The sequence below is a fragment of the Nitrospira lenta genome (assembly GCF_900403705.1).
GTDB lineage: Bacteria > Nitrospirota > Nitrospiria > Nitrospirales > Nitrospiraceae > Nitrospira_D > Nitrospira_D lenta.
On record NZ_OUNR01000001.1, the window covers coordinates 109,118 to 134,596 of the forward strand.

At 59.9% G+C, this 25,479-nt stretch carries 26 protein-coding genes and 1 tRNA gene; 8 read left to right on the plus strand and 19 right to left on the minus strand.

From position 1 onward, the window contains the following. Positions 1-153: 153 nt before the first annotated feature. The gene (locus NITLEN_RS00520) at positions 154-8,172 is read right to left on the minus strand and encodes a YDG domain-containing protein (protein WP_245924351.1); all 8,019 of its coding nucleotides are present in this window, start codon (positions 8,170-8,172) and stop codon (positions 154-156) included. A gap of 9 nt (positions 8,173-8,181) precedes the next feature. Here NITLEN_RS00520 and NITLEN_RS18355 point away from each other — a divergent pair, with 9 nt between their 5' ends. Then, a complete protein-coding gene (locus NITLEN_RS18355) occupies positions 8,182-8,568 on the plus strand; it encodes a hypothetical protein (protein WP_245924352.1) in 387 nt (128 codons plus the stop codon). Here the strand turns inward: NITLEN_RS18355 and NITLEN_RS00525 are convergent. Next, a complete protein-coding gene (locus NITLEN_RS00525) occupies positions 8,565-10,271 on the minus strand; it encodes a ShlB/FhaC/HecB family hemolysin secretion/activation protein (RefSeq protein ID WP_181416545.1) in 1,707 nt (568 codons plus the stop codon). The two genes, NITLEN_RS18355 and NITLEN_RS00525, sit on opposite strands and share 4 nt — an antisense overlap. 632 nt (positions 10,272-10,903) lie before the next feature. Between NITLEN_RS00525 and NITLEN_RS00535 the strand changes: the two genes are divergently transcribed. Further along, positions 10,904-11,101, plus strand: a complete 198-nt coding sequence (locus tag NITLEN_RS00535; RefSeq protein WP_121987634.1) for a hypothetical protein — start codon at positions 10,904-10,906, stop codon at positions 11,099-11,101. A 280-nt stretch (positions 11,102-11,381) separates the two neighbouring features. Here the strand turns inward: NITLEN_RS00535 and NITLEN_RS00540 are convergent, their stop codons facing one another. The 13 genes from NITLEN_RS00540 to NITLEN_RS00595 form a co-directional block, all read right to left on the minus strand. Beyond that, complete coding sequence (locus NITLEN_RS00540) at positions 11,382-12,107, minus strand: hypothetical protein (protein WP_121987635.1); 726 nt, start codon at positions 12,105-12,107, stop codon at positions 11,382-11,384. A gap of 17 nt (positions 12,108-12,124) precedes the next feature. Beyond that, complete coding sequence (locus NITLEN_RS00545; protein WP_121987636.1) at positions 12,125-12,448, minus strand: hypothetical protein; 324 nt, start codon at positions 12,446-12,448, stop codon at positions 12,125-12,127. 510 nt (positions 12,449-12,958) lie between these two features. Further along, positions 12,959-13,795, minus strand: coding sequence for an SPFH domain-containing protein (locus NITLEN_RS00550; RefSeq protein ID WP_121987637.1), 837 nt, complete (start codon positions 13,793-13,795; stop codon positions 12,959-12,961). A gap of 198 nt (positions 13,796-13,993) precedes the next feature. Beyond that, a complete protein-coding gene (locus tag NITLEN_RS00555) occupies positions 13,994-14,386 on the minus strand; it encodes a c-type cytochrome (RefSeq protein ID WP_121987638.1) in 393 nt (130 codons plus the stop codon). A 7-nt stretch (positions 14,387-14,393) separates the two neighbouring features. Next, entirely contained in the window at positions 14,394-14,561 is a 168-nt protein-coding gene (locus NITLEN_RS17955) for a hypothetical protein (protein WP_181416546.1), read from the minus strand. 23 nt (positions 14,562-14,584) lie between these two features. After that, positions 14,585-15,289, minus strand: coding sequence for a 7-cyano-7-deazaguanine synthase QueC (gene queC, locus NITLEN_RS00560; RefSeq protein WP_121987639.1), 705 nt, complete (start codon positions 15,287-15,289; stop codon positions 14,585-14,587). A 110-nt stretch (positions 15,290-15,399) separates the two neighbouring features. Then, positions 15,400-15,960, minus strand: coding sequence for a TraR/DksA family transcriptional regulator (locus NITLEN_RS00565; protein ID WP_181416547.1), 561 nt, complete (start codon positions 15,958-15,960; stop codon positions 15,400-15,402). A 104-nt stretch (positions 15,961-16,064) separates the two neighbouring features. Further along, the gene (locus tag NITLEN_RS00570; protein WP_121987641.1) at positions 16,065-16,580 is read right to left on the minus strand and encodes an adenine phosphoribosyltransferase; all 516 of its coding nucleotides are present in this window, start codon (positions 16,578-16,580) and stop codon (positions 16,065-16,067) included. Positions 16,581-16,594: 14 nt separating this feature from the next. Next, positions 16,595-17,518 (minus strand): sigma-70 family RNA polymerase sigma factor, encoded by a 924-nt coding sequence (locus NITLEN_RS00575; protein ID WP_181416548.1) that lies wholly within the window; start codon positions 17,516-17,518, stop codon positions 16,595-16,597. A gap of 58 nt (positions 17,519-17,576) precedes the next feature. After that, a complete protein-coding gene (locus tag NITLEN_RS00580; RefSeq protein ID WP_121987643.1) occupies positions 17,577-17,858 on the minus strand; it encodes an acylphosphatase in 282 nt (93 codons plus the stop codon). 348 nt (positions 17,859-18,206) lie between these two features. Further along, positions 18,207-18,283: transfer RNA gene (locus tag NITLEN_RS00585), tRNA-Pro, on the minus strand. Between the two features lie 34 nt (positions 18,284-18,317). Further along, on the minus strand, positions 18,318-19,421 hold the full coding sequence (gene ald, locus NITLEN_RS00590; protein ID WP_121987644.1) for an alanine dehydrogenase: 1,104 nt from the start codon (positions 19,419-19,421) through the stop codon (positions 18,318-18,320). Positions 19,422-19,466: 45 nt separating this feature from the next. Continuing rightward, positions 19,467-19,664: a hypothetical protein gene (locus NITLEN_RS00595; protein ID WP_121987645.1), complete on the minus strand. Its 198-nt coding sequence runs from the start codon at positions 19,662-19,664 to the stop codon at positions 19,467-19,469. Positions 19,665-19,803: 139 nt separating this feature from the next. Between NITLEN_RS00595 and NITLEN_RS00600 the strand changes: the two genes are divergently transcribed. Genes NITLEN_RS00600 through NITLEN_RS00615 form a run of 4 tightly spaced genes read left to right on the plus strand, consistent with a single transcriptional unit; the run spans position 19,804 to position 21,272 of the window. Further along, the gene (locus NITLEN_RS00600) at positions 19,804-20,187 is read left to right on the plus strand and encodes a hypothetical protein (RefSeq protein ID WP_121987646.1); all 384 of its coding nucleotides are present in this window, start codon (positions 19,804-19,806) and stop codon (positions 20,185-20,187) included. Positions 20,188-20,197: 10 nt separating this feature from the next. After that, a complete protein-coding gene (locus NITLEN_RS00605) occupies positions 20,198-20,548 on the plus strand; it encodes a (2Fe-2S) ferredoxin domain-containing protein (protein WP_121987647.1) in 351 nt (116 codons plus the stop codon). A 17-nt stretch (positions 20,549-20,565) separates the two neighbouring features. Then, entirely contained in the window at positions 20,566-20,979 is a 414-nt protein-coding gene (locus NITLEN_RS00610; protein ID WP_121987648.1) for a hypothetical protein, read from the plus strand. Then, positions 20,976-21,272, plus strand: coding sequence for an ATP-binding protein (locus tag NITLEN_RS00615; RefSeq protein WP_121987649.1), 297 nt, complete (start codon positions 20,976-20,978; stop codon positions 21,270-21,272). The genes NITLEN_RS00610 and NITLEN_RS00615 overlap by 4 nt, the downstream gene beginning before the upstream one ends. A 7-nt stretch (positions 21,273-21,279) precedes the next feature. On the opposite strand, the gene NITLEN_RS00620 is transcribed toward NITLEN_RS00615, so the two are convergent. Together NITLEN_RS00620 and NITLEN_RS00625 are read right to left on the minus strand one after the other, a co-directional pair. Then, complete coding sequence (locus NITLEN_RS00620) at positions 21,280-22,269, minus strand: phytoene/squalene synthase family protein (RefSeq protein WP_219999358.1); 990 nt, start codon at positions 22,267-22,269, stop codon at positions 21,280-21,282. A 61-nt stretch (positions 22,270-22,330) separates the two neighbouring features. Further along, on the minus strand, positions 22,331-22,744 hold the full coding sequence (locus NITLEN_RS00625; protein WP_121987651.1) for a cupredoxin domain-containing protein: 414 nt from the start codon (positions 22,742-22,744) through the stop codon (positions 22,331-22,333). A 233-nt stretch (positions 22,745-22,977) separates the two neighbouring features. Here NITLEN_RS00625 and htpX point away from each other — a divergent pair, with 233 nt between their 5' ends. Next, positions 22,978-23,898 carry a protease HtpX gene (gene htpX, locus NITLEN_RS00630; protein ID WP_121987652.1) on the plus strand — a complete coding sequence of 307 codons (921 nt, stop codon included), beginning with the start codon at positions 22,978-22,980 and terminating at the stop codon, positions 23,896-23,898. Positions 23,899-23,914: 16 nt separating this feature from the next. Next, entirely contained in the window at positions 23,915-24,508 is a 594-nt protein-coding gene (locus NITLEN_RS00635) for a glutathione peroxidase (RefSeq protein WP_245924353.1), read from the plus strand. A gap of 5 nt (positions 24,509-24,513) precedes the next feature. On the opposite strand, the gene NITLEN_RS00640 is transcribed toward NITLEN_RS00635, so the two are convergent. Next, positions 24,514-24,801 carry a hypothetical protein gene (locus tag NITLEN_RS00640; RefSeq protein ID WP_121987653.1) on the minus strand — a complete coding sequence of 96 codons (288 nt, stop codon included), beginning with the start codon at positions 24,799-24,801 and terminating at the stop codon, positions 24,514-24,516. Between the two features lie 56 nt (positions 24,802-24,857). Beyond that, complete coding sequence (locus NITLEN_RS00645) at positions 24,858-25,466, minus strand: hypothetical protein (RefSeq protein WP_146216050.1); 609 nt, start codon at positions 25,464-25,466, stop codon at positions 24,858-24,860. Positions 25,467-25,479: the final 13 nt, after the last annotated feature.

Genomic DNA, 25,479 nt, shown 5'->3' on the forward strand with positions numbered 1-25,479 from the left:
AACTGGATCCGTTCGCAGGGGCTCGGCCTTCCCCTCCAGCCCCTCGCAGACACGCTCACATCTCGAGTTGCATCTCAGCCAGCTCTCAATGGATCTCCGCGCCTTCGAGGCTAGAGGGGCTGCGCCCTCGTTCCCTCTCGCTCCGCGTGGCTCCTATTCCTGCGTCTGCGCCTCGATCACGATCAGGATCCGGTGCTCCTGGAAGGTGGTGGCAACCGTCGTGGGGAGCGACACGGCGTCCGTGGCCTCAATGTGGAAAGTGGCCGTCTGGGTATCGTACGTCAACCACGCCGGCAATGGCGCGCCCTCTGGGCCGCTCAGCGCATCTGGAGTCCCACCGATGTTCTGAATCAGGCCGTCGGGCAGCGTGAAGGACACCGTGCTTCCCTGTGTCAGCAGGCTCCGTGGGATCGAGACGTAGACCATTTCGGGGTCCTCACTCGACGTGCGCGGCTCCCACTTCAACACCACCGTGTGAGGACCGTCGGTCGACGAAGAGGACAACGAGGTCAGTTGTGCGTCGGCTGCGCCTCGCACCGTCCCTTCCAGTCTATAGTTCGGCAAGGCCTGAGACCCCTCAACCGGCACAGTCGACGAGGAACCGAACAGCGGCTGGGTGCCACGGCTCAATTGGGCCATCGCATCGACGGATTGGTCTTGGGCATGAACGCCGGTAATATCGGCGGTCGTGGAGGCCTGGCCGAGGACCGTGTAATTGCTGAGATCGGCGCCGCCATAGAGCGTCCCGCTGAGCGCGACCGTCTTCCCGACGCCCACCTGGGCATCGGCAAAGGTGCCGACGGTGGCGTGGGCGGTCAGCTCGTCGCCTGGCACGATGTTGGTGAAGGTGGCACCGCCATGATCGACGGTGGCCGTGGTGGTGCCGTCGTAGGGTTTGTTGGCGGCAGTGAGGCCCGACACCGTGACGCTACGCCGCGCAATGGTGCCATTCGTGCCGGCCACCGTCGTGCCGCTGGCTAGTGAGTAGTTGCCGACATCCGCGCCACTGACGTGGACGCCGCTGATGGTGTACCCGAGATTCGTGCCGGCATTCTTCGTGGCGAAGATCACGTTGCCGGTGCCTGAAACCGCATCGCCTGTCCAGACCCCCGATACGGTGACACCCGTTCCGGTGAGGAGCGCCGTACCGTCGTAGGTCTTCGTCACCCCACTGGGGAAGACCGTCAAGGTGCTCGGGGTGACGGCGTGTTGGCCGGTGAGGGTCACGGTGTGGTTGAAATTCGCGCTGGTGGTGGAGAGGTTGGTGGCGCCAATGGTGTGAATGCCCACCGGCACCAGTCCAGCACCGCTCAGGGTCGCGCCGGGCACTCCGACGGTAAAGTGGGCTGCTCCGCCGGCGCCATCGGTAATGGTGATCGCATTCCCCGTCGCACTCACATTGCCGGTCAGGTCCACGATCGTGGCACTGGTGCCGGACAAATAGCGCGCGCGCGCGATGCCGTAGATCGGGGCCGTGCCGTAGGTCGTGGCGATATTCGCCACCTGGACCAGGAGCTGATTCGCCGGCACGATCGTGTAGGTCCCGGCGCCATAGGCAATGGCATAGTTACTGGAGGTCAAGCCGCTGGGGAGGAGAACGTTGGCGTAGGTGCCCGCGCTCGTGGTGCCGACGTTGCTGCGGGTAATGGCTAGGGTGCCGCTCAGGACGCTACTCGTCTCGCCATTCACCAGGCCGGAGTAGGTCACGCCCGCATATCCACCCGCGTCGCTTTCCGTGACAAACCGGGCATCATGGTTGGCCTGTATCGTCAAGGCTTTCGGCGTGATCGCGGCCGTGGTGGTCACGGTCGTGCTGCTCAGCTGATAGTTGCCGGCGAGGCCGCCGCTCGTCCCATCGGTGAGGCTATAGCCGGTGGCGGTCACGGTCTTGCCGATGCCGGCGTTTGCGTCAGTAAAGGTGGCAGTCGTGCCGCCGGTGAGGCCCAGGGTTTCGCTCCCCACGCCGGTAGCCACGCTGCCCGTGCCAGTGACCGTGGCAGCCGTGGTGCCGTCATACACCTTGTCAGCCGCCGTGAGGCCGCTGACCGTCACCGTTTTCGGCGTGATGGCGGCCGTGGTGGTGGTCTGGTCGGTGATGGTGTAATTAGCGGCATCGGTGCCGCCGTAGGTGCTGCTCAGGGTGACGGTCTTGCCCGTGCCCACGTGCTTCGTCGCAAAGGTGCCGGTGGCGCCGGCGAGAGTCAAGTTGTCGCCGCTGACAAGCCCGCCAAAATTCACCGCGCTGCCGTTGATCGTCGCAGCCGTGGTGCCGTCATACACCTTGTCGGCCGCCGTGAGGCCACTGACCGTCACGGATTTGGGCGTGATGGCGGCCGTGGTGGTGGCGGTGGTGCTGCTCAGCTGATAGTTGCTCGCGAGGCCGCCACCTGCGCCATCTGCGAGACTATAGCCGGTGGCCGTGACGGTCTTGCCGGTGCCGGCGTGACGGTCGCTGAAGGTGGCGCTCGTGCCGCCAGTGAGGCCTAGGGTTTCACTCCCCACGCCGGTAGCCACGCTGCCCGTGCCAGTGACCGTGGCCGTCGTGGTGCCGTCATACACCTTATCCGCCGCCGTGAGGCCGCTGACCGTCACCGTTTTCGGCGTGATGGCGGCCGTGGTGGTGGTCTGGTCGGTGATGGTGTAATTGGCGGCATCGGTGCCGCCATAGGTGCTGCTCAAGGTGACGGTCTTGCCCGTGCCCACGTGCTTCGTGGCAAAGGTGCCGGTGGCGCCGGCGAGAGTCACGTTGTCGCCGCTGACAAGCCCGCCAAAATTCACCGCGCTGCCGCTGACCGTCGCAGTCGTGGTGCCGTCATACACCTTGTCGACCGCCGTGAGGCCACTGACCGTCACGGATTTGGGCGTGATGGCGGCCGTGGTAGTGGTCTGGTCGGTGATGGTGTAATTGGCGGCATCGGTGCCGCCGTAGGTGCTGCTCAAGGTGACGGTCTTGCCCGTGCCCACCTGTTTCGTGGCAAAGGTGCCGGTGGTGCCGGCGAGAGTCACGTTGTCGCCGCTGACAAGCCCGCCAAAATTCACCGCGCTGCCGCTGACCGTCGCAGTCGTGGTGCCGTCATACACCTTATCCGCCGCCGTGAGGCCGCTGACCGTCACCGCTTTGGGCGTGATCGTGGCCGTGGACGACGCCGTGGCGGCCAGCGCATAGTTGCTCCCGTCGAGTCCTCCGACTGTAAGGCCCGTAATGGTGACGGCCTTATTGACGCCGGCCTGTTTATCAGCAAATGCACCGCTGCCGGACACCGTCACCGTATCGCCGGACACAATCCCGCTGGTGTTATGCGAGAGTGACGCCGTCGTCGCACCGTCATAGACTTTATCCGTGGCCGTCCCCGTGTAGGTCAAGGCTTTCTGATTGACCGTCAGCGTCCCCACTACCGAACTCCCACTCGCGTAGCCGAGCTGCTCCGTCCCCCCGCTCGCCGTCACGGCATGGCTTCCAGCCGTGAGATGCCCGCTAGTGGAGGTACTCCCGCCGACCGAGGCGGTGGGGGCCACACTGAAGATCTGGGTCGCCGTATCGCCGTTGACCCCGGTCGCGGACAGGGTGAAGGTAGGAACGGAGCCGCCATAGGTCATCGTCTGATTGGTAGCCGTCACCGTGACCGACGGCTGCTCGCGATACACTCCATACCGTCCGCTGCCCAGCGCCGCCGTAAAATTGCTGGCTGCCTCGTCGCTGTGATAGCGGAATCGCCCGCTGCCACTGCCCACGACCGTGGTCAGCCCGGTGCTGCCGCTCACGCTGCCCGAATAGAGCGTGGCCCGGCCGCCGCTGCCCACGCTGATCGTAGGGCTGCCACTTATGAGGAGGTTGCCGCCGGTGGCCGTGCCGGCCGCGGTGTCGCGGCCCGCATTGAGGACCAGGGCACTGGCGCTGGTGGCAGAGGTCGTGGTGGCAGCCGCGACGGTGAGGTCGCCACTGGCCGTGCTGAGGTCGAGGTCGCCGCTGGCCGTGATCCCCGTCGTGGCGCCCACGCTGCCCAACGTCAAGGCGCCGCTGTTGCGGTAGCGCAGATTACTCACGCCGCTGGCGGCCAGCGTTCCCACATTGGAGCTACTACTATCCAACGTGACCGTGCCGCCGGTGATGGCCAATTGCGGCGCCGTCAGGGCGCCGCTCGGGCCGTCGGTCAGCGTGCCGCCCGCGGCCAGCGTGATGGCCCCACCGCTGCTGGCGACCGCACGGTCGATGGCGAGGTTCCCGCCAGTGGCCGTGAGGGCCACCGCGCCGGCTACTGCAATCGGCCGATCCACCGTCAGGTCGGTGGCCGCGGTGGCGCTGACGGTCCCGCTGCCGGTGATGCCGCTCGCATGCGGCGCCAACGCGGACAGGGCAACGCTCCCCGCGCGGTTGAACCTGAGCGCGGCATTGGTGGTGACCGCGCCGGTCCCCAGCACACCCGTGCCGCCGCCGTTGCCCACGGCCAGCGTTCCGGCCGACACGGTGGTGGGGCCGCTATAGAGGTTGGTGCCGGTCAAGGTCAGCGTCCCGCTGCCGTCCTTGACGAACGAGGCATCGGTGCCGCTGACCACGCCGCTGTAGGTGGACGTGCCGCCTTGCGATACCGTCATCGTGCGGCCATCGGCCAGCCCGACGCTCCCGTTGCCGGTGAGGCCCGTGCCGGCGGTGATGGCCACATTGCCGGTCCCGGCGTTGGTAGTGGCCAGGCCGGCGTTCAGCGTGATAGTGCCGCCATACAGCGCGATCGGGCCGTTGATGTTTTGTGCCGCTGTCACCGTGATGTCGGCCGTGTTGCCGGCCTTGCCCAGCGTCAGGCCGGTCAGGCCCGAGGCCACGCTCAAGTTGGTACGCGGCCAGCTCAACGCGCTGCTGAAGCTGGTGCTGAAGGGTTGCACCGTCAAGGTTCCGGTGGTGTTGACGGCCATGGTCCCGTCCAGGGTCAACACATCACCGGTGAGCGTGACGTTGCTGCTGCTGGCGGTGATGCTCGATCCCGCCTTGCCGCCCAGGCGTGCGCCGGTGCCGTGGACGTAGATGCCTTTGGTGCCGCCATCCACCTGCACGGCACCGGTCGTGGCCAGCAGATCTTGGTTCTGCAGGTAGACGCCGTAGCCCGAGCCGGCACCCGTGCCGGCAATGGCGATGGAGCCCCCGCCGGTGGCCAACACTTCTTTGGGGTTGTTGTAGTTGAAGACCAGGCCGTGGTTGGCAGCCGAGGTGCCGGTCAGCGAGATGGCCGTGCCCGACGCCTTGCTGGACACGAGGCTGAGGTGCGAGAGGCCGTCGTTGTCGTTCACCGGGTCGCCGAAGTTCAGCCCATAGAAGTTGGTGCTGGTGCCCGCCATAAGGATGGCGCCGGTGCCCGCATTCGCGGTGAAAAAGCCCGGCTGGTGGATGCCGGTGTTGTCGCTCACCGAGCCGGAGCTGGCCGTGCTGGCACCGCGGATCACGATGTCACCGCCGCCAGACCACATCTGCATGGTGCTGGCCCTGGTGGCGCCTAGCTTGACGCCGATGCCGGTGCTGCTGGACGCATAGCCATCAGGCACCCCGTCGCCAGCGACGCCGCCATTGGCGCCGTTGTCGGCTCCGCCCGCCAATACGATGGTGCCGCCGCCCGACAGGTTACTGCTCGTCGAGCCGTTGGCCGTGTTCAGAGAGTTGTTGTCGCCCAGCTGGATGGCCCCGCCGCCGGTCGCGTCGCTGTCGCTCCACAGCGTGAGCGCGCCCTGGTTGGTCTGCAGCATGCGCCCGGTGTTGGTGACGATGTTGCCCGTCGCCTTCACCAGCATGCCGGCGCCGGCCTGCGTGCTCGTCAGGTTGCCATTCAGCGTGATATTGCCGCCGTACAGCGCGATCGGTCCGGCCACGCTGAGCGGGTTGCTCAGCGTCAGATCGAAGGTGTTGCCGGCCTTGCCCAGCGTGAAACCAGACAGCGTGGTGCCGAAGTTCCAGTCGTTGTCGAAGCTCAGGCTGCCGGTGTCGGCGCGCAGTTGGGTAAAGCTAGCGCCGACCGGGCGGATGGTCAGACTCCCCGTACCTCGCACGCTGATTGAGCCGGCTCCGCTATTGACCGCGCGCTGCAGCAGTGAGTTGGTCTCGATGAGGATGTTCCCGCTGTAGGGGGTGGTCCCGTCGTAGCCGATGCGGATGTTATCGGCACTATCGCTCGCCGTCAGCCGGAGGCCGTTGAGGTATTGGCCGGACTCCAGCGTATTACTGCCCCGCAGCGTGATATCACCGCTTTGCGACACCACCGCGATCGAGCTCGTCGTGCCGGAGGTTTGAAGTTGCAGACCGGACGCGTCATTGGTTGCCGCCGAGGTGAACTGCGCCTGGCCGTCGAGCGTGATACTGCCCGTGGTGCTGCGAACCGTGACCTGTTCGTTGGCGTTCTTCGCGTTCACTAACACCCCATGGCGCCACCCGCTCCCGCTGCTTGAGTTGGAGCCGCTGCCGCTAATCGAGATGTTCCCACTGGTGGTGGACAGCAGCACGTTGCCGGTGGTGGAGCCGGACGGCGCATTCCCGATGACCGTGCCGATCCCGTTGATATAGCGCCCATCGAGGGACCCGTCGATCGAGATGTCTCCCGAGGTGGTGGAGAGGGTGCTGCCGCCGTAGACGGCCGCGCCGACGTTCAGGTTGCCCGTGGTCGTGGCGGTATAGGCGCTCTTGCCGTTGATGGAGATGCTGCCGGCGCCGGTACTGATACTGCTGCCGGCGATCGACGCCCCTGTCACATCATACGACCAGGTGGAGGCCTGGGCCCTTCCGACCGTCAACCCGTTCCACCCGCCGACAAGCACATTTCCGCCGCCCATCCAGAGATGGCCGCCGTTGGTGGCGATGTTGCCGCCGTTGACGTAGATGCGGCCGTCGTTGCCCTCACTGTTGTACCGCGTCCACAACACCAGGTTCAGTGCGCCTGAGGTGGAGGTAATGGTGGGGTTGGTCAGGGTAATGTGGCTGCCGCCCGATGGGTTGCCCGCTCGCAAGGTGAGCGTCGCGTCGCCACCGGCCGTCTTGTTCAGCGTCACGCCGGAATTCCAAGTTATGCTGCCGGTCACGTCGTTCAAAACGGAGGTGCCGGTGTTCAGTGTGGTGGCGTAGCTGTTGGCGACCGATTGGGTAATGGTCGAGTCCGTCGGGTCCAGGTACCAGAGGCCGCCGTCGCCGAATGACGCGCCGGCGTCCACGTAGGCGCCGCCCACGTCGAGCCGGTACCCCGAGGTTTCGATCTTCCCGCCGTGGCCGCCCAACGCGCCGCCGCGCGCCCGAATCTCGCCGAACACGCGGGTGCTCGACTGGGGCTGATGAATATCCGACCACAGCACCGCGGTGCCGCCGTCGCCGCGCTGGGTGGCGCTGACGTCGATGCCGGCGCCTTCGGCCATAGTGACGGTGGTCGCGTGCTGCATCGTCCCGCTGCCTTGCCACCCCCCGCCGACGAGGATTTCTCCTCCGCCGGTGGCGCCGGTCGCGGCCGTGATCGACCGGGCTCCCAGCGTGATGGCGTCGCCTTCAAGCCGAATACGCCCCCCCGTACTGACGAGGCTGGAGGCCTCAAGGCGGCCGTCGTTCCGCACGACGCTGCCCTGGAGCTGATGGGCGGCCACGGCGGAGAGCACGATATAACCGCCGGGCGCCAAGACGGCCTGGCTGTTTTCCACGAGCGTCTGGATCGACGCGGGCTCCACCCGAATCCCTTGGAGCTGTCGGCTGGGATCAAACCGCAGTTCATAGGCTTCACCCGCGGCCAACGCGACGGTGCCGAGTTCGGCAATGATGACGCCGTGGTTGCGGACTTCTGGCGCGAGCAGAGCGATGTAGCCCTGCAGCGACGCGCGGAGCTGGCCTTCGTTCACAATGCTGCCGAGGGCGCCGTTGCGCGTGAACCGGTCGCGGCCGGCCATGAAGTCATCGAGGGTGATGTGATGGGTGGTAGCCAAGAGGCCGCCGACATCCACGGTGGCACTGGGCGCGAAATAGATCCCATTGGGGTTGGAGAGAAAGACCTGTCCGTTGGCGGTCAGCTTGCCGAAGATCTGTGAGGCCTCGGGGCCAAGGATACGATTGAGCAGGACGCTGCCCGAGGAGGGCTGATGAATATCGACGTGGGCGGCGCTGCCGATATTGAAGCTCTGCCAGTCGATGGCGGCTCGGGTGGTCCCTTGCTGAATCGTCATCAGCGAGTCATGGCGGCCGATCGTCGCTTGTCCCCCGACGACCTGTTCTCCGGTGGGAAGTTGGGCGGGGGCGGGCGGGCTCGCGGGGCCGGCGGCATGGCCGATCAGATGGGGGCTCAGCAGCAGCGCTACCAGGCTGACGGCGGACAGAGCCCGACGCCACCGGGGACCGTGAGGCGCGGGGAGTGGCTGCATCGACGAAGACCAGACAGACGCGGTCATGGCACGGACTCCTTTGCCAAATACGTGAACAATGCGTCGGCGTTCTCTTTCTCTCTTTCTCTCTTTCTTTCTCTCGCTCGCTCTGGTGGTGCTCCTGCGGAACGACCGGCTCCTGCACACCACCTGAAGGTGGACGGAGACACGGGAACGACGTGTTCGCGCGCCCCGCGCTAAAACAGATAACTCGCCGAAAACCAGAAGCGGTTGAGGTCCAGCGACCCATCCTGATCCTTGCCTGCGGCGGTCGGATTCGGGTTGTCCCCGAGTCGATGCGCCCAAGTGCCCTGCACCACCAAGCCCAGCGGACTGCGCCAACTCAGCGTCACGCCGCCGCCTTTGAGGGTGTAGCTGTGTCCGATGGACGATTGGTTCGAGACATGTCCCGCATCGAAAAATCCGGTCAGACCGAATCCCCAGGGGAGATACCCTCGCACCTCACCGGTCGTGACCCAGCCGGTGGAGCCACCCGCTTCATAGACGGGATAGGCCCGGACCGTCTGGGGGCCGCCGATATACAATCGTTCCGCCGAATCCATGGCGGAAAAGGCTTTCTGCCCGAGGAAGGACCCGTAGAGAGAGACCCAGGGATGGACCCGTTGTTCATGGGCCGCATACCACGTGAGCTTGGTGAAGGTGCCTTCGACATGGGGATTTTCGCCGAGTTGGCGAGTGCCCTGATCGACGTATCCTTGGACGAGCGTCAGGCTGCCGAACGTCGCGCCGGGCATGCCCAAGATGTTTTCATACCAATTGCCCGCGAGGCCTGCGGAGCCTTCATTGATGCGGTAGTCAGACTGGCGGATATGGGCGGCGTCATTGTCAAAATGCCGGTGATCGTAGGTCATCTTCCAGTACAGGTTGTAATCCCTGGTTCGCACGAGAGGATACGACGCCTCCACCCCCAGGCTATAGGCGTTTCCCTTGACATCGAGCGCGGCGAATTCCGAGGTCACCAGGCGATACGCGAGCCACGAGCCGTTGACGCCGATGCGCCACCCGTCACGGCCGAGAGGCAGGGTATAGGCCACTCGCCCGTACTGGCTCCCTTCCGACCACATGGTGTTCACCGTGATGAGATCCCCACGATGAAAGGGGCTTTGCAAACGCAGGCTGGCAAGGCCCTGAATGGAACCGGTAGCACGCGGGCTGCTGTTATCGATGCTCAGATCGCCGTGCACGATCGGTTCGTCGGCGGTCCTGACGCGCACATTCGTCGTGCTGGGCTCCGTGCCGGCTTCGAGGGCACCCGACACCTGGACTCCCGGCAAATCGTCAGCCAAGAGCAGCCCTCGATCAAGGGCGTGGCTGTTGAGGTGCTGGCCCGGTTGAAGTTGCCGATCGATGAGGCCTACGACGTATTCCGGCTCGACCCGCGTGGGCGGCGGGTCATCAAGGGAGACCTGGCCCAAAGTCGCTTCGACGATCGCGATGAGAACCATGCCATCCGTAATGTCTTGCTGCGGGAGATAGGTCTGCACGACCCACCCGGCGTTCCGATAGCGATCAGCGACGGCGGCAGCGGCCTCTCTCAGTAAGGGCAGATCCATTTGACGATCGATATACGGCGCCACCGCGGCTTGCAGCTCTTCCGCGGTCAAGCGGGTATTCCCCTCAAATCGATAGGCGGAAACTCTGACCGTGGCGGAGGGTGGAGCGGGCTCTTGAAGGGGCCGCGCGGGCGTGTTGCTTGGGGTTTGGGACGGGAGCTGTTCCAGGCGCTCCTGGTCACGTTCTTGCTGGCGCCGCTGCTGAAGCCCGCCGGCGTCCGGCACGGTTTGCGCCAGGGTGAGTGACACGTAGGGGCTCACGTGGCCGACCGTCGTCAGCGCGAGACTCATGAGCAACGCCACCCGGTATGTTCCTGACAAAGCGATCACGGTTGCCTCTCTGATACAAACCTGAGCTTGGCAACCAAGACGGGTGGATGCCACCAAACAGTCGTAGTTACTATCGGAAAAATTCGATAAAACTTTAATGATAAATACCGTACTGGTGCGCAGCACGTAACAATACGAGTAGCGCCAAGTCGGCATTTCTTGAATGGTACTTACATCAGGAACCTTACATTACTTACCTTAATTTATTTTGATTCCGCACGCAGCGGGCTAAGAGTCGAGTGGCATCATCGCCGCTCTCGATCAGTGACGTCAGGCGCTTAGCAGGCGAGGGGCTGGGCAAAGAACGGAGGCCTTCTACCTTTCCACCAGTTTCTGCGGGAAGCCGATTGGTCGGAGGCTCGCATCCAGCCCCAGCAACCTCGCCGTCACCGCCATCCATGCGTCCGATCCAAACGGGGCGTTAGGATTCATGCGCCGTCGGATTCGATGGACCGCTGTTTCCTCCACGGCTTGGTCACCATGTGAGCCAAGGCTCTGGTCGCGGAACGGGACCGGCTTCCCCCCGAAGACCTTGCCCAGATTCGCTCCACGTACGCGCACTCGACCTTCGCCAATCTTCGGCGCGGGCCACAAGATGTGCACGGACGGGATTCAGTTCGATGGAGCGCAAGATGGATATGATTCGGCATGAGACCGCACGCCAGGAGTCGTATCGGCATCCGGTCACAGGCCGGCCCCAGCAAACCGATGAAGGCCTGATAGTCTCCGTCCGTATGAAAGGCTTAGGCCTAGCCATTGCCACGATTGATGATGTGGTAACAATACTCTCCGACGGAGACCCGCGCCGTGCGTGGCATAACCCACGCTAGTTCGTTAGGCTGCCTGGAAGTGCAGAAGGTCCCCGTTTTTTTCTTCATCGGCATTCGATCACAGGCCTGCCCCAGCACTCGTTCAAACGCCGCATAGTCCCTGTCGTCTTCGAACAAGGTCCGGCGTGCGTTGGCGCGATTCAAGACGTGATAGACCACATCGGCCGCAGTCTGTCGTGACGGTCGCCCTATGGCCCCCCTTAGTTCATGCCGCCACTGCCAACAATGGTTCCTGACACCTTTTCCTCCTCTCAATGACCCGTTCAATCCACGGATATGACTATTTGGTGTCATCCTTTGTCATCGATGGAGTAATTGGATGCGGGGCTTTCGGGCCCTTATGTTCTGGGCGAGGCGGTCCATAGTCAACGGGGGTACGGACAATGCTTTTGTATTCCGGTTGTCTGTACCCGTCATACAGCCGTTTGATCACCTCTGCTGAAACAACGGATTGGCCTGCTTTCTTCGCCTCATGATCGGGTGAGGAAAAAATTAAATTCGGCCTTGTAAGTTCCATGGGCAACTCGTGTAGCGTAATGCGATTCCACTTTTTGCTTTGATATTTAAAAATGACGTAAGGCGGGTTCGGACTTCCCCATTTCATAAATGACACACGTCCCATCGGATGAACCACCAAATAAACCGAATTTTCACGCACCCCAAGTAGCATTGGCAAAAAGTTTGCGCCGCCGACATCTTCAGTAAATTTATCCTCCCATGTAATGGTTTCGCTTGTACTGGGTTGATTAAAGGTTACGCGCTGCTCCTTGATGGGTGGTTCCTGCCCTATCTCATGTCGCCCACCACGTTCAACTAACCTTTCTACGATAATCTTCTTGCCGTCAGGCAACAGCGCTTCCTCTTTCCATGTAAATGTATCTGTTGCGTACGCGTTCATGTTCACCCCCCAAGCCAGAAATAAGCAGATCGTCTTGAATAGCCGAACCCAAGAAACTAGGGGCATCACAGAAACTAGAGTTAGGTCTTGCAGTCGAATATTTGCCATTTGAGACATCCCTTCGTTTACGTTTTCAGCTCCCCCTGCCGCGCATCCCGCATACTGACCAGCACTTGCTGAATCTGCTGGTGCAATCGCGCCAGCACATCCACGCCCATGGCGCCACGGGTAACGAGATGACCTTCCAATCCCTTGGGCGCGGCCTGGCCATCCTTCGCAGTCTTCGCAATAGCCCCAAGCAGCGCGGGTTCGATGAACCCGAAGTCCACATAGGCAATCCCCTGCGCGACGCCGACGTTGGTGTAGTTCGTTGCGAGCGGATGGGCGCTCGATTCACTCGACTTCAACCGCACATTTAATTGGAGGGTCTTGCCTTTTGGTTCACTCATGTCCTGATGGTCTTCCTTGCATAGAGCTCGCCATACGTACCTTGCACCACGTTCACTTTGAAAGGCTCAAATGGCAATCTTTATATTTATTCCTAATTAATCAGGGCAAACCCTAGCGATTGAGAGGTTCCCTGTCAATCGGCGACCTCAGCTTGATGACAAGAACCACCCAAACCAGCCTGTTTGGCGGATGACCTGCGCATTACCGCACAAGCAACACTCACCGCCTCACCTTAAGACACCGCGCTGTTTCTGTTCCGCAAAACCGTGGATCCTTTTTGCCGGAGCCTACCTCCGGCCGTGAAATAGATGCACCAAAAGAAAAAGGGAGCCTCCCGTTTGGAAGGCTCCCTACTTGGATAGATCCAGCTAGATTCTACCGCTTCCGTTTCACGCTTCAGCCCTGCGCCTCAAGCCAGGATCGACACCGGTTCTTGTTCGGTCCGCTACCAGCACTAGTACTTAAAATACAGCCACCCTCAGCTGCTCAACGGAAGGCGCCGCACATGTCTATTGGCCCGATGCCAGCGGCGGCATGTTGATGCCGACTCGCTCTAAGCCCATGATAACGGTCAAGGCGCTCGGTGAGTGCTGAACGATTTCCTTTTGCACTTCGATGCGGCGCAGATCGACGAACTCCGGCGCGGTCAACCCTAACGATTCGCGATAGGCGCGGTCAGCGATGCCGCGCTGCTTTTCGGCTTTCTCACGGGACTCCTCGGCTTTTTGAAATTCCACCATGGTAATCTTGCGCTGCTCCTGAATGATGGTCTGCGTCGTTTGCTCTACCACGCCTTTGGGCGGCAGGATGCTCCCGACAACCACGCGATTCAGCCGGATAGGAATGCCCTGTCGCTCGATCAGCTTGGTCTGCACTTCTTTGGCGATGGCATCCTGCAACTTCTGCCTGGTGGTCGGATCGGTCGTCAACTGAAAGAGGGGGTACTTCTGCACTTCTTCACGCACAAAGGTGCGAAACGCTTCCTTGGCATTGTTGGCATACCAGTTCGGACCGTACTTGCTGATCAGCTCCGGCGATTTCCCCTCAATGACGTTGGCGATCAGAAACGCATCAAAGGAGACCGGCGCGTTCTCGGCCGAGATGATATCGAAATGCTCGGAGTACTGGATCGGACGGATATCGACATCCACCACTTTGGTCGTCGGCGCCACCACAACTCGTCCCGTCTTGGTGGGCACGGGATCAACACCGCCATGGCCGAAGAAAAACGGCTGCTCAACCAACACCCCTTCGTGACCCGCCTCGATGGCCACGCACCCGGTTCCCAAGGCCATCAAACCGACTGCCACCACGACTCCACTCAGGCTGCTCCCGTCTCTCCTCATACGCTCCTCCTCGGTTAGCCCCGCCGCATGCACACCGGGGCAAGACGATGATAGTTGAATAGCCGGCGCCAATCAGCCGCGAATCAATCTCGTGGCAACACCTTACGAAGCGCTTTAACGGATTGTCAAACCTGTGCAGGAAGCCCTGTAGCTCTGAGAGACGCTCTGACGACGGGAGGAGAAATACCGCGAAGGACGTTAGAAAATGCCGGCTTGCTTCTGCAACCAGCGCACATACGCGATGATCTGATCGACATCCTCAGGAGTGACCGCCTCAATTTTCGGCATATTGCCGAATTCCCAGTGGTGCGCTTTCACTCCGTTGGCAGCCGCTCGCTGAAAGGCGGCATCGCCATGATGATTCGGTTCATAAATTTTATGCACGAGCGGCGGCCCCTGACTTGTGCCGGCGCCACCTGCACCATGACAGCCTGAACAGTTGGCTTTAAACTTGGCTTCACCCGTCTGCAAGCCGGCCGGAACCGCGCCGCTCGCGACCGCCTTGGGCGCCGACTCTCCCTGGCTACAGGCCGGAGCAACACTGAGAACACATAATACAACCGCCAGGCCACAGGTCCGTGAGATCGTCATCGTCAACTTACTCCTTCGGCGTGGATTGATCGGGTGGCTGAGACGGCTGCCCGAATTGCTCTTGCAACATCGCCTGCGTCTTCGCCAGCGTGATGCGGCGGTACAGCCGCGCACCAACCGGTACGAGCACGATCAACCCGATAGTCAGATACATGAAAAATTCTTCAGGAGACATCACGGCTCACTTTCTATTGAAACTTACCGTACCGCATATGCGACCGGATCCTCAACTCCCGCTTGGGCAAATCCCTGGCGGCGAATGAGGCAGCTATCGCAATGTCCACAGGCGAGCGATCCAACGGGATCATAACAGCTATGGGTCAGATGAAGCGGCGCGTGGAGCGTCATACCCAATTGAATAATCTCTGCCTTGGACATCGTCAACAGCGGCGCACGGACTTCCAGGCGCGTCCCCTCGACGCCGCTCTTTGTGCCGACCGCGACAGCTTGCTCGAATGCGCGGATAAATTCAGGGCGACAATCGGGATAGCCTGAGTAATCCAGCACGTTCGCGCCGAAATAAACGACCGACGCCCCCACCACTTCCGCATGGGCCGCAGCCAACGATAGGAAGATCAGGTTTCTGGCAGGAACATAGGTGATCGGAATGCCCTGCGTCCGCTCCTGCTCCTTGCGATCCTTGGGAACCGCCAGATTTCCGGTCAGAGCCGATCCCCCCAACGCACGAAGATCGACCTCTACGACCTGATGGTGTTGGACGCCGAACGAAGCAGCCACCTGCTTGGCTTGCTCAATCTCAATAGCATGTCGCTGCCGATAGGCAATGGTCAGCAAAAAGAGGTCGCACCCCTCCTGCTTCGCCACAGCGGCCGTAACCGTAGAATCCAGTCCTCCGCTCAGGAGAATAACGGCACGCCGCTGGGGTACTGCATCAAGAGGCATGGATGGAGGGGAAGTCAGAAATTTTCCCCCTGACAGGGGATTTTACGCGATGCCGAACCGAAAGAGGCACACAGCTCCACGCATGATGGGGCGCGGGAAGAAGAGCGCGATCAATCGCGATCTTCTTCCTTTTCAATTTTTTCCAGCAGCTCGGCTTTGGATTGACACTCGACGCAGAGCTTGGCAAACGGCACGGCTTGAAGCCGCTTCTCGCTGATCTCAATACCACACTCGGCACACATACCATAGGTACCGTCACGCAAGCGATTGAGCGACTCATCGATGGCCTGCCGACGGCGATTGCGCATCTCCATGAGCGAGATGCCGAGTTCGCGATCAAGATCCATCAACGCCTGGTCACCGACATCACGGGCAGACTCCAGCCGGCGTTGCTGATCCTCCGTCAACGACTGACCCAGATTGCCTTCGATTTCACGAATGATCTCTTGGCGTTTGCCCATCAACATCTGGTGCAATGTCTCTTGGCGGCGTTCACGGGCATCCCGGTCTTTCGCCGATTCCTTGGGACGTAGCGCCTCGATAATAATCTGCGCAGGAGCCGCCTTTGCCGTTACAACGACTGCGGGGGCCGCCTTCTTGGACTCAACGACAGAGGCTGGTTTTGTCTTTTTCACTTCTGCTTTCTTTTTTGCAGGCACTTTGGTTGCCATAGAATAATGCTCCTTGGGTAGAGAATCCCCCCAAAAAAAGTCCGGCATCTATATCACGGCATGTAGGCTTTGACAAGGGCTAGCGGTCGCTACCTAGGAGAACCCTAGGAATAGAGAATCGTCGAATGCACGGGATAGCCAGCGAGCTTTTCTCTTCCTTTGAGCCCTTTTAGCTCAACGAGAAAATCGAGGCCCACGACGTCCCCTCCGAGTTGGCGGACTAGGCTGATGGTCGCCTCAGCCGTCCCTCCCGTGGCCAGGAGATCGTCTACGATCAGGACTCGCTCACCCGATCCGATGGCATCCCGATGAATGGCCAAGGTGTTCGATCCATACTCAAGGCTGTACTTCACCTCGAAGCAATCAGCCGGCAATTTCCCCGGTTTACGGACCGGCACAAACCCGGCCCCCAGCCGACCGGCCAACACGCCTCCAAAGATAAATCCTCGCGACTCGATGCCGACGACTTTATCGATCCGTGCATCTTGGTATCGCGCCGTGAGGTCGTCGGTCAGCGCGCGAAAGGCCGCAGCATCCTTCAGCAATGTTGTAATGTCGTAAAAGAGGATACCGGGCTTGGGAAAATCCGGCACTTCGCGGATGAGGGCTTGATAGTTGATGGCGGTCCCCGGAATTAGAGCAGGTCGGCCTGCGTCATGGTCTTTCGCTCGATGGTGCCTCGAAGCCGGACTAAGGCCGTTGTTTCGATTTGGCGGACCCGCTCACGGGTTAACCCCATCACCCGGCCTATCTCTTCCAGCGTCTTGGACTCATCACCGTCGAGCCCGAACCGCGACACAATAACAGTTTGCTCTTTTTCAGGCAACTCCTTGACCCAACTCATCAGTTCTGTCCGGCGCCTGATTCCATCCGCCGTGTCATCGGGAGACATACACATGGGATCTTCGATGACATCTCGCAGGAACGTATCGGTGCGATCATTGATGGGACTATCCAGCGAGCAGGTCGTCCTGGCCAACTGCTTCAGATCGAGGATCTCCTCCTCATTGGTCTTCATCTTCTTGGCCACTTCGTGCGCCAGAGGTTCCCGGCCAAGCTCCTGGACCAACTGCTCAACCTTCCCCATATACCGGTTCAGCCGCTCGACCACATGGACGGGTAACCGCACAAGCTTGCCCTGATTGATGATGGCCCGTTCAATATATTGACGAATCCACCAGGAGGCGTAGGTACTGAAACGAAACCCGCGCTTGTAGTTGAACTTCTCGACCGCTTTGATCAATCCAAGATTGCCTTCTTCGACGATATCCGAAAAAGGAAAGCCTCGATTGATGTAGCGTTTGCCGATACTGATCACCAGGCGAAGATTGGACTCAATCATGATCTGCCGCGCCTGCTCATCGCCGGCCTGCACCCGCTTCCCCAGCTCCTGTTCCTGTTTGAAATTGAGCAGCGTCGAACGACGCACTTCGCGCAGATAACTCTTGAGCGTATCCAGTCCTTCCGACCGATTCGAGGATTTCTCCTCGCGGTCAGGCGAACCGTCCACTTCAATCTCCTCGATCTCGTCGGCCGACTGTCGTCGGGCTTCACTCATGTCCTGAAGCTCCTCGTCCTGTCGACTCATATCCGTCGGTGTCCTTTAACTCGGTTCGCTAGTACCATATATGGAAATCGGTAAATCGTTCGGTCCCCGGGTTCCATTCCACCGTCACCGCCGTCACCCGTGCTGCCGGAGGGCCAAGGCCGAGTTCAGTGAGCAGCGCTTCGATCGTCTCGCGCGGCCCTTCGACATCCAACTCGACTCGCCCATCGTCGAGGTTGCGCACCCCGCCGACTAACTTGCGCTGCGTCGCGACACGAGCCGCAAAGGCCCGGTACCCGACGCCCTGCACACGACCATTCACTACAATATGAGCGCGCACCTGAGATGTCATCCTCGAGTCAGCCTTACGAACTACAACAGATTGCGCAACACGGTGGAATACTCTCACACCTCCTCAGACCCGTCACGCGTTTTGCAAATCTACGCGCGCGTACAAACGCACAACCAGAACCGGCCGTCATCGATTCAGCCGCGCGCACGAGAGCGTTGCGTCCGTAACTTCCGTGCACCGCATCAATGAGAAGAAGATTTTGGAGTTGTGTGTTCGACACATCACGGTGATGCGCCGACTCAGAAGGCCTGGCTCACACGACAGGATGGATTGAATTGAAAAGAAAGCTTGAGCATCCCGCCCGTTGCCTCGATGAACGAAGAGGCTCCGGGCCGAGAGAGAGTGAGGTGGTCGGGGCGAAAGGATTTGAACCTTCGACCCCTGCGTCCCGAACGCAGTGCGCTACCGGGCTGCGCTACGCCCCGACAAGGCAACTCAAAAAACGGGAACCGGATTGTCTTACAAGATGGGGGTAAAAGGCAAGCCATGCGCGTCAGCAACTTCAGCGCAAGTAATTTGCCCATTTTTTAGGTTGACACCCTTCGCAAATCCTGGATCGGATTGAATGGCCCGATCAACTCCTTCTGAGGCGAGGCGAAGCAGATACGGGAAGGTGGCATTCGTGAGCGCGAACGTCGACGTCCGCGGGACGATGCCCGGCATGTTGGCCACACCATAGTGCAGCACGCCATCGACGAGATAGACGGGATCGGAATGTGTTGTGGCCTTGGTCGTCTCGAAACAGCCGCCCTGATCGACCGAGACATCCACCACGACAGCCCCCGGTTTCATGCGCGCGACCATGGCCCGCGACACCAGCCTGGGCGCCTTGGCCCCCGGAATGAGGACCGCGCCGATTACCAGGTCGGCTGCGCATACCGCCTGTTCCACCGCGGCCTCACTCACCGCGCGCGTGACAATACGCCCTTGATATAGATCATCCAGATAGCGCAGCCGGTCTACATCTAAATTGATCACGGTCACCTGCGCGCCCAACCCGACGGCGATCCGAGTGGCTGAGGCCCCAACCACGCCGGCTCCAAGTATCACGACGTTCCCCGGCTCGACCCCGGGCACACCAGCCAACAACACCCCGCGTCCGCCCTGAAGCTTTTCCAAATAGTGGGCGCCCACCTGAACCGACATACGCCCGGCGATTTCGCTCATTGGCCTCAGCATCGGAAGGCTGCCATCGCGGGCCACAGTTGTTTCATAGGCAATCGCCGTGATCTTCGTATCTAAGAGGGTCTTCGTAAGTTCGGGAAGAGAGGCGAGATGCAGGTAGGTAAACAACACCTGACCCGGACGAAACAACGAACACTCAGACAGCAACGGCTCTTTGACCTTGACGATCAACCCCGCCCTCTCAAACACTTCCGCTTTGGATGACGCGATCGTCGCACCAGCCTGTCGATACTCGTCGTCGGTGAATCCGCTGCCTGCTCCGGCCGACGGCTCCACCCAGATCGTGTGTCCGGCCTTGTGCAAAGCCGACGCCCCATCCGGGGTCAGGCTGACGCGATATTCGTGGTCTTTGATTTCTTTGGGAACGCCGATAACCATGCGCAGTCCTAATTGGCAGGTCTCAGAGGGCGGCCTGTCATAATCTCATACGCCTCCGCCAAGGTCCCAACCTTCGTCACTTTGCGTCACTTTTATAGATCGTGCCATTCCTTTATCGGTAATAGCAAATGTGTTCTGCCCGGATGGGAACACCATCTCATGCATATTCCGCATCATGTGATAGCCCTCGATTTTATGCTCCAACCCACCAACCGGCCCCACCACGAGATTGGTGTCGGTCATGCCTGAAATGCCTACCTCCTCCGCGTTCCTTAAGGAACTATAGCAGAGCCTCTTGCGCGGCTAGACAGCCTAAAAACCCCTGGTGTAAGATGCGCCCACCATTGAAAATTTCCCGCTCATCTTATCGAGGAGGCACCCAATGGACCTGTCGACCGGATCGTGTCATGCCTGTCAGGCTTCTTCCGGCCCGGTGATCAAGTATTCACTGGGAAAAGATTTTTTTGGCCGCCCCTACGATCGGCTGTCACCCTCTTCCGACCACAGCCCACGGTGGTATTGTGAGTCTTGTTCCATGCATAAGACGTTGCAACGAGACTTCCGCGATATTCGAACCGAATACGACAAGCTCTCCGCCGCGCACTCGTCTGAACTGGCCAAAGGCGAAGAATTTCGACGCGCATTTTTGCGCCTGCGCGAAATCCGCACGATCCTGGACGCCCAACCTGGCCAGTCTCCGTTTCTCAATGTCGCAGAAGTCCAGTTGCAGATGGAACGACTGAACACTGCCACCATGCCCGTATAGGACACTACCGATGCCTGGATTCAAGCGTCATATTTTCGTCTGCACCAACCAGCGGTCGCCCGATGATCCCCGCGGCAGTTGTTCGAAGCTCGGCTCGCAAGCCTTGCACGACGTCTTCAAGCAGGAAACGAAACGGTTGGATTTGAAAAACACCGTCCGCGCGAACAAGGCCGGCTGCTTGGACCGCTGCGCCGAGGGACCGAGCGTCGTGATCTACCCCGAAGGGGTGTGGTACACCGTCAAGTCGGAAACCGATGTGAAAGAAATCATGGAACGCCATGTGATGAAGGGCGAGATCGTGGACCGGCTACTCATGCCCGATCACCCTGCACCGGCGAAACTCCCACCGCTGTCCCAATAAGACGAGACACGGACGCTATGGCTGTCGAAGAAAAGTGGAAAGCCAACCAGGAAAAGGTGGCCTTCGCCAAGGAGTTTCCCGGGCTGACGCTGGACTGGAAGACGTGCGAAGGCAAAACCGTCCATGCCGTGCTTCCCTTAACGGGCAAACAGGGCGCGGCTGTGATTGTCTATACCGACGGCGCGTTTACCATCGTGCCCCCGTTGGCGCCGGAAGCCTGGGAGTTCGGCCAGGCCCTGATTGACGCCCGCGCGCAACTTGAGCCGAAGCACCCGGCCGCCTATGTGGCGTATGATCGGCTGGCCAAGAAAGACAAGGATGCGCTCAAGTCGGCCAGAGCGGACAAGATCATCGGCGCGATCGAGAATAACCTCGAACAGATTCCCGAACTCAAAGACCGGCTGAAAGCCCTCGTGAAGGAGTGGAAGTGAGCAGTCTGCCCGACAAAAACATGTTTGAGATCTTTTCCCAAGGTCTCTTTGAAGGAGTGAAGCCTATGATGGTCATTCGCGATCACCTGGTCCGGCACCCGGATCGCTGCCTGCACAACGGCATCTGCATTCCGATTTGCCCGACCAGCGCCTGGCTCTCCACGCCGCCGTATAAGTTCGATCCCTCCCGCTGCCTGGAAAGCTGCCGTCTCTGCCTGGACGCCTGTCCGTCACAAGCAATCTTCGCGGTGTTCAAAAAGGGCGAGAAGATCCTGGCGCCGCAGAAGAAGTAGCACCCGCTTAGGCGATCTGCTTCCTCAACCTGCCCCAATAGGCCGTTCCGATGGAGCCACAGGCGCCGGTAAAGGTGGTCAGCGCCAGGATTTTGTAGACCTTACTGCGGGGGATTTTGACTTTTACGGCAGGGTTCAGCAAATCCGGCGAATGCAGCACCATCTTGAGCGATTCGCCGGCTGAGAGAATCGGCCACATGCAGGAAAGCCTCAACCGCATCTCGTGGCGCGGAATCGACATGGTGTACATCCAGCCCTGATCAAGATGCTCAGCAGCTATTCGAACTAACTGGCTCAAGACCGGCCGAAAGCGCGGAAGAGTGGCCTCGCTCAACAGATCACGCGGCGTAAGCCCTACCTCGTCCAGCAGGGTCTCTGGAATGTAGCAGCGCCCCTTCTGCAGATCGTGCGCGACATCTTTTACAATATTCGTGAGCTGCAATCCTTTCCCGAAGCGGATCCCTACGTCAGACATGTGCTTCACATTCCACGAAGCCAGCGCTTTCCGATGGGCACACATAAGATCGGTCCAAAACTCACCGACGCAACCGGCCACGTAATAGGTGTACCGATCCAGATCGTCGAGCGTCTTCAACGCCGTCAGCTCGTCGACCGACTGCCCTGGGAAACGGAGGAGATCCATTTCCATGCCCTGCGTCAACGTCGTCATGAGCCGTTGCACGCGCCGCCGATCTTCAGGAGAGCATTCCTGGAAGAGTCTAAAAATGTCTTCCAATCGTTCAAGAAGCACGCGCTCCGATGAATCCTGCTGGACCAGCCCCATGGCCTGCTGGATCTCACGGACCTGCGACCAGGAAATCTGGTCACCCACAAACTGCGCTTTCAGCTGACTCAAATATTCAAGCCGCTGTGCACGCGCAATCAGATCCGTATCGGCAATCGTGTCGGCGGCACGGGCGAATAAATAGCCCAGGCCAATCTGATCCCGTACATCCGCCGGAACGACGGCCAGCGTCGTATAGAACAGACGGGACACTTGCTTGAGCAGGTCGTGAAGCAGCGCGGACTTGGAAGGATTCGTACTCGTGGAACACCCTCTACTTTACTTCGAGCGTGCCTTCCATCCCCTTGTCGCGATGGCTCGGCAGAGGCCAGAGACGCTTATCACAATAAATAGGAAACAGGCCGGGCTGCGTCGGCGTGAACGTGACGACGATGGTTTTTCCGGCCGACACATCCTGCTCAACGGAGAGCTCCTTGACGATAAAGTTATGCGGCGTAATGGTCGTCACGCTCGTCAAGGTCAACTCTACAGGTTTCCCGGCTTCAACGATCAGATGCTTCGGCGTATAGGAGTAACTATCGAGCGTGATCGTGGCGCGCTGAACTCCGTCAACCGCCAGCGGAATCACAACAGGTGGAACCGGCGGAGCACCATCCGCAGCCTCGGCCACTGCAATCTGCTGAGCGATCAACCATCCAACAAAACCGATCAGCGCCACCCCTCGCATACGCACCTCTTTTAATGAGACTCTTCTAACAGGATCGCGCCGAAGCGGTCAATATTCCCTCAGCGTTTCAGACGCTTCTGAAGCCTTGACCTTTGCCGATCAAGTCTTATATTGCATCGGGACGACGCGATACACCGTCCTCTGCATTTCACACGAAGGGTTTGTGTATAATCGGGACAACATCATTACTCGCTCCCTGCGGTGGCGAGTTTCTGTCTGTAAGGAGGCTATCGATGAAGTGGCTTAAGGGCATTGGGCTCTTCTTAATTGCAAACTTCTTAATCTATCTCACGCTCTCGTTCACAGCCAATCTGCTGATCAATAGCGTACTCCCGGCGTTTGGCATCGACGTGCGAGGGGTGTTCAACCAGCAACTGCTCGTTTGGTCGCTCGTGATCGGATTCGGCGGCGCGTTCATCAGTTTGGCCTTCTCGAAGCAGATGGCCCGTGCGATGCTCGACTGCGAACAGATCACCCAGCCCCGATCGCAGGCAGAGCATGTGATCTATGGATCGGTCCAGGAGATTGCTCAACGGCTAGGGATCACGATGCCCGAGGTCTGGGTCTATAACTCACCAGATCCCAACGCCTTTGCCACCGGTCCCAGCAAGAACAACTCCATGGTCGCCGTCTCCACCGGCCTGCTGCAGAATTTGAATGAGAACGAAGTCAAAGCCGTGCTCGCCCATGAGATGGGACACGTCTACAACGGCGATATGTTCACCACTACGGTACTCGCCGGGCTGATGAACACATTCGTGTTCTACATCAGCAACTTCCTCTCCAGCATGGTGGGGCAATCTTCGGGGCAAGACCGGGAAGAAGGCAGCTCTGCCGGCAATCCGATTCTGGCCTTCGTGGTCTACATCGTCTTGCAGGTCGTGCTCTCGTTTCTCGCCATGATCGTCGTGAGCTGGCATTCACGCCGCCGAGAATTTGCCGCCGATGCCTTCTCCGCCAAGGTGTACGGAAAAGAATCGATGATCGGGGCATTACGCGGCATCGATCGATGGGTCAGCCGCACTCAGTTTCAACCCAGCAATCAGGATGCCTTGGCCACGATGAAGATTTCAGGAAGCACCTCAGGATTCATGCATCTCCTCGCCACGCACCCGCCGATCGAAGAGCGAGTCGCGGCACTGGAACAGCTCTAAGGAAAAGGAGCCCGTTATGAAAGCCTTCATCACCGCCGCATCGTTGATGACACTCATGAGCGGGCTCCTGCTAGCGGCACCGGACGTACGGGCCGAACAGGAAGGACTACTAATGGCCGCGAAAACAACCAGCCTCTATGATTTCACGATGAATGATATCGACGGAAAGCCCGTGAACCTCGGCCAATACAAGGGCAAGGCCCTTCTGCTCGTCAACACGGCCAGTTTCTGCGGCAATACTCCGCAATACACGGAGCTTGAGGCCATCTACGAGCAGTATCATGCCAAGGGGTTTGAGGTGCTGGCATTTCCCGCCAACAACTTCGGCCAGCAAGAGCCCGGTACCAATGCGGAGATCAAGGGATTCTGCCTGACGAAATACAGCGTCAGCTTCCCCCTCTTCAGCAAAATCAGCGTCAAGGGATCAGACAAGCACCCGCTCTATCAATACCTGACTGAAAACAGTCCGTTCCCCGGTGAAGTAGAGTGGAACTTTCAAAAATACCTGGTCGATCGGAACGGCAATATCGTGGCGCGTTTCCCGCACCGCATGAAACCGTCGTCGCCGGAAATCGTCCAGGAAGTAGAGCGGGTGTTAGCCGCAAAGTAGCGGCGTCACGCACGACGGTAAAAGGTGATGTGCGGCCGATACTCCTGGATCGCGGCTTCCAACGAAGCCTTGCCCAGAGGAATATTCGCCTCCAGCGTGTCCTCGATGGCAACGTCATCGATCTCGACGTCATAACGATCCTGGATATTGGTCCGCACTGGTCCTCCTAGCGTGATATCCCGCGGCATGAAGATCTCTTTCCAGACTTCTTTTTCGACCAAACAAACATCCCGAAACCGCTCATAGAGCAAGGTCAGCTTCTCTACATCGGTCACCTTCACACGTTCTCCCATCGTGGCATGTACTCCTTCGCGATCTCGTCATGAACTCATGTGTGGATTGGCAGAGATTAGCGCACCGGCGGAGAGGGAGGAAGCTCCTTGTCGGTAATCGTAAAGCGGAGCGTCCCCACCTGATTGACCGCATGAAATGACTGCTGTCCATGCGGAGCAATGTAGAGCTTGACCACATACGCTCCCACCGGCCAACGCTCGCCTGGTCGCTTTAACTCAAGAAACCCATAGCGTTCGTACCCGGGCAACTCCAGCACATCCTGCCCGAACGGCTTGGACGGCAATGCACCATCGTCCCCTTCCAGAAACCACTGCGCGCTGAACTGAGTCGGATCTTCCAGAGGCGCCGATTCGAACACGATGTAGACCACCGCAGCATCTGGCGTGAACACCGAGGCGGGATCCACCGGTTTCAATCGAGGATCCTGCGTGTACCAGCCCTTTCGACCGAAGGTATCCCACTCGACTTCATACCCCCTAGCCATCTTGATCCAGGTAAACAGTGACTGAGGAGTTCCGGCTTTCTGGTCGTCGAACGAGGGACTGCTCGTCGATCCCACCTCAGTCGTTTCCTGCTCCTTCTGAGGCATCAAGTCTTTGCCGTGTGCCGGAAGAAGCCAGAGGCCCACTACCAGGAGGCAGCACCCCGCAGAGGATAGCGTCACGAGAAGAGTACGC

Excerpts from the sequence above, each read along its gene's own strand:
- NITLEN_RS00640 (WP_121987653.1), bottom strand. The coding sequence starts at position 24,801 with ATGGGAGAACGTGTGAAGGTGACCGATGTAGAGAAGCTGACCTTGCTC.
- NITLEN_RS00540 (WP_121987635.1), bottom strand. The coding sequence starts at position 12,107 with ATGGCAAATATTCGACTGCAAGACCTAACTCTAGTTTCTGTGATGCCC.
- NITLEN_RS00520 (WP_245924351.1), bottom strand. The coding sequence starts at position 8,172 with ATGACGATTCAGCAAGGGACCACCCGAGCCGCCATCGACTGGCAGAGC.
- NITLEN_RS00565 (WP_181416547.1), bottom strand. The coding sequence starts at position 15,960 with ATGGCAACCAAAGTGCCTGCAAAAAAGAAAGCAGAAGTGAAAAAGACA.
- NITLEN_RS00600 (WP_121987646.1), top strand. The coding sequence starts at position 19,804 with ATGGACCTGTCGACCGGATCGTGTCATGCCTGTCAGGCTTCTTCCGGC.
- NITLEN_RS00610 (WP_121987648.1), top strand. The coding sequence starts at position 20,566 with ATGGCTGTCGAAGAAAAGTGGAAAGCCAACCAGGAAAAGGTGGCCTTC.
- NITLEN_RS00550 (WP_121987637.1), bottom strand. The coding sequence starts at position 13,795 with ATGAGGAGAGACGGGAGCAGCCTGAGTGGAGTCGTGGTGGCAGTCGGT.
- NITLEN_RS17955 (WP_181416546.1), bottom strand. The coding sequence starts at position 14,561 with ATGTCTCCTGAAGAATTTTTCATGTATCTGACTATCGGGTTGATCGTG.
- NITLEN_RS00545 (WP_121987636.1), bottom strand. The coding sequence starts at position 12,448 with ATGAGTGAACCAAAAGGCAAGACCCTCCAATTAAATGTGCGGTTGAAG.
- NITLEN_RS00580 (WP_121987643.1), bottom strand. The coding sequence starts at position 17,858 with ATGACATCTCAGGTGCGCGCTCATATTGTAGTGAATGGTCGTGTGCAG.
- htpX (WP_121987652.1), top strand. The coding sequence starts at position 22,978 with ATGAAGTGGCTTAAGGGCATTGGGCTCTTCTTAATTGCAAACTTCTTA.
- ald (WP_121987644.1), bottom strand. The coding sequence starts at position 19,421 with ATGGTTATCGGCGTTCCCAAAGAAATCAAAGACCACGAATATCGCGTC.
- NITLEN_RS00595 (WP_121987645.1), bottom strand. The coding sequence starts at position 19,664 with ATGACCGACACCAATCTCGTGGTGGGGCCGGTTGGTGGGTTGGAGCAT.
- NITLEN_RS18355 (WP_245924352.1), top strand. The coding sequence starts at position 8,182 with ATGGCGGCCGATCGTCGCTTGTCCCCCGACGACCTGTTCTCCGGTGGG.
- queC (WP_121987639.1), bottom strand. The coding sequence starts at position 15,289 with ATGCCTCTTGATGCAGTACCCCAGCGGCGTGCCGTTATTCTCCTGAGC.
- NITLEN_RS00635 (WP_245924353.1), top strand. The coding sequence starts at position 23,915 with ATGAAAGCCTTCATCACCGCCGCATCGTTGATGACACTCATGAGCGGG.
- NITLEN_RS00605 (WP_121987647.1), top strand. The coding sequence starts at position 20,198 with ATGCCTGGATTCAAGCGTCATATTTTCGTCTGCACCAACCAGCGGTCG.
- NITLEN_RS00575 (WP_181416548.1), bottom strand. The coding sequence starts at position 17,518 with ATGAGTGAAGCCCGACGACAGTCGGCCGACGAGATCGAGGAGATTGAA.
- NITLEN_RS00535 (WP_121987634.1), top strand. The coding sequence starts at position 10,904 with ATGGATATGATTCGGCATGAGACCGCACGCCAGGAGTCGTATCGGCAT.
- NITLEN_RS00625 (WP_121987651.1), bottom strand. The coding sequence starts at position 22,744 with ATGCGAGGGGTGGCGCTGATCGGTTTTGTTGGATGGTTGATCGCTCAG.
- NITLEN_RS00555 (WP_121987638.1), bottom strand. The coding sequence starts at position 14,386 with ATGACGATCTCACGGACCTGTGGCCTGGCGGTTGTATTATGTGTTCTC.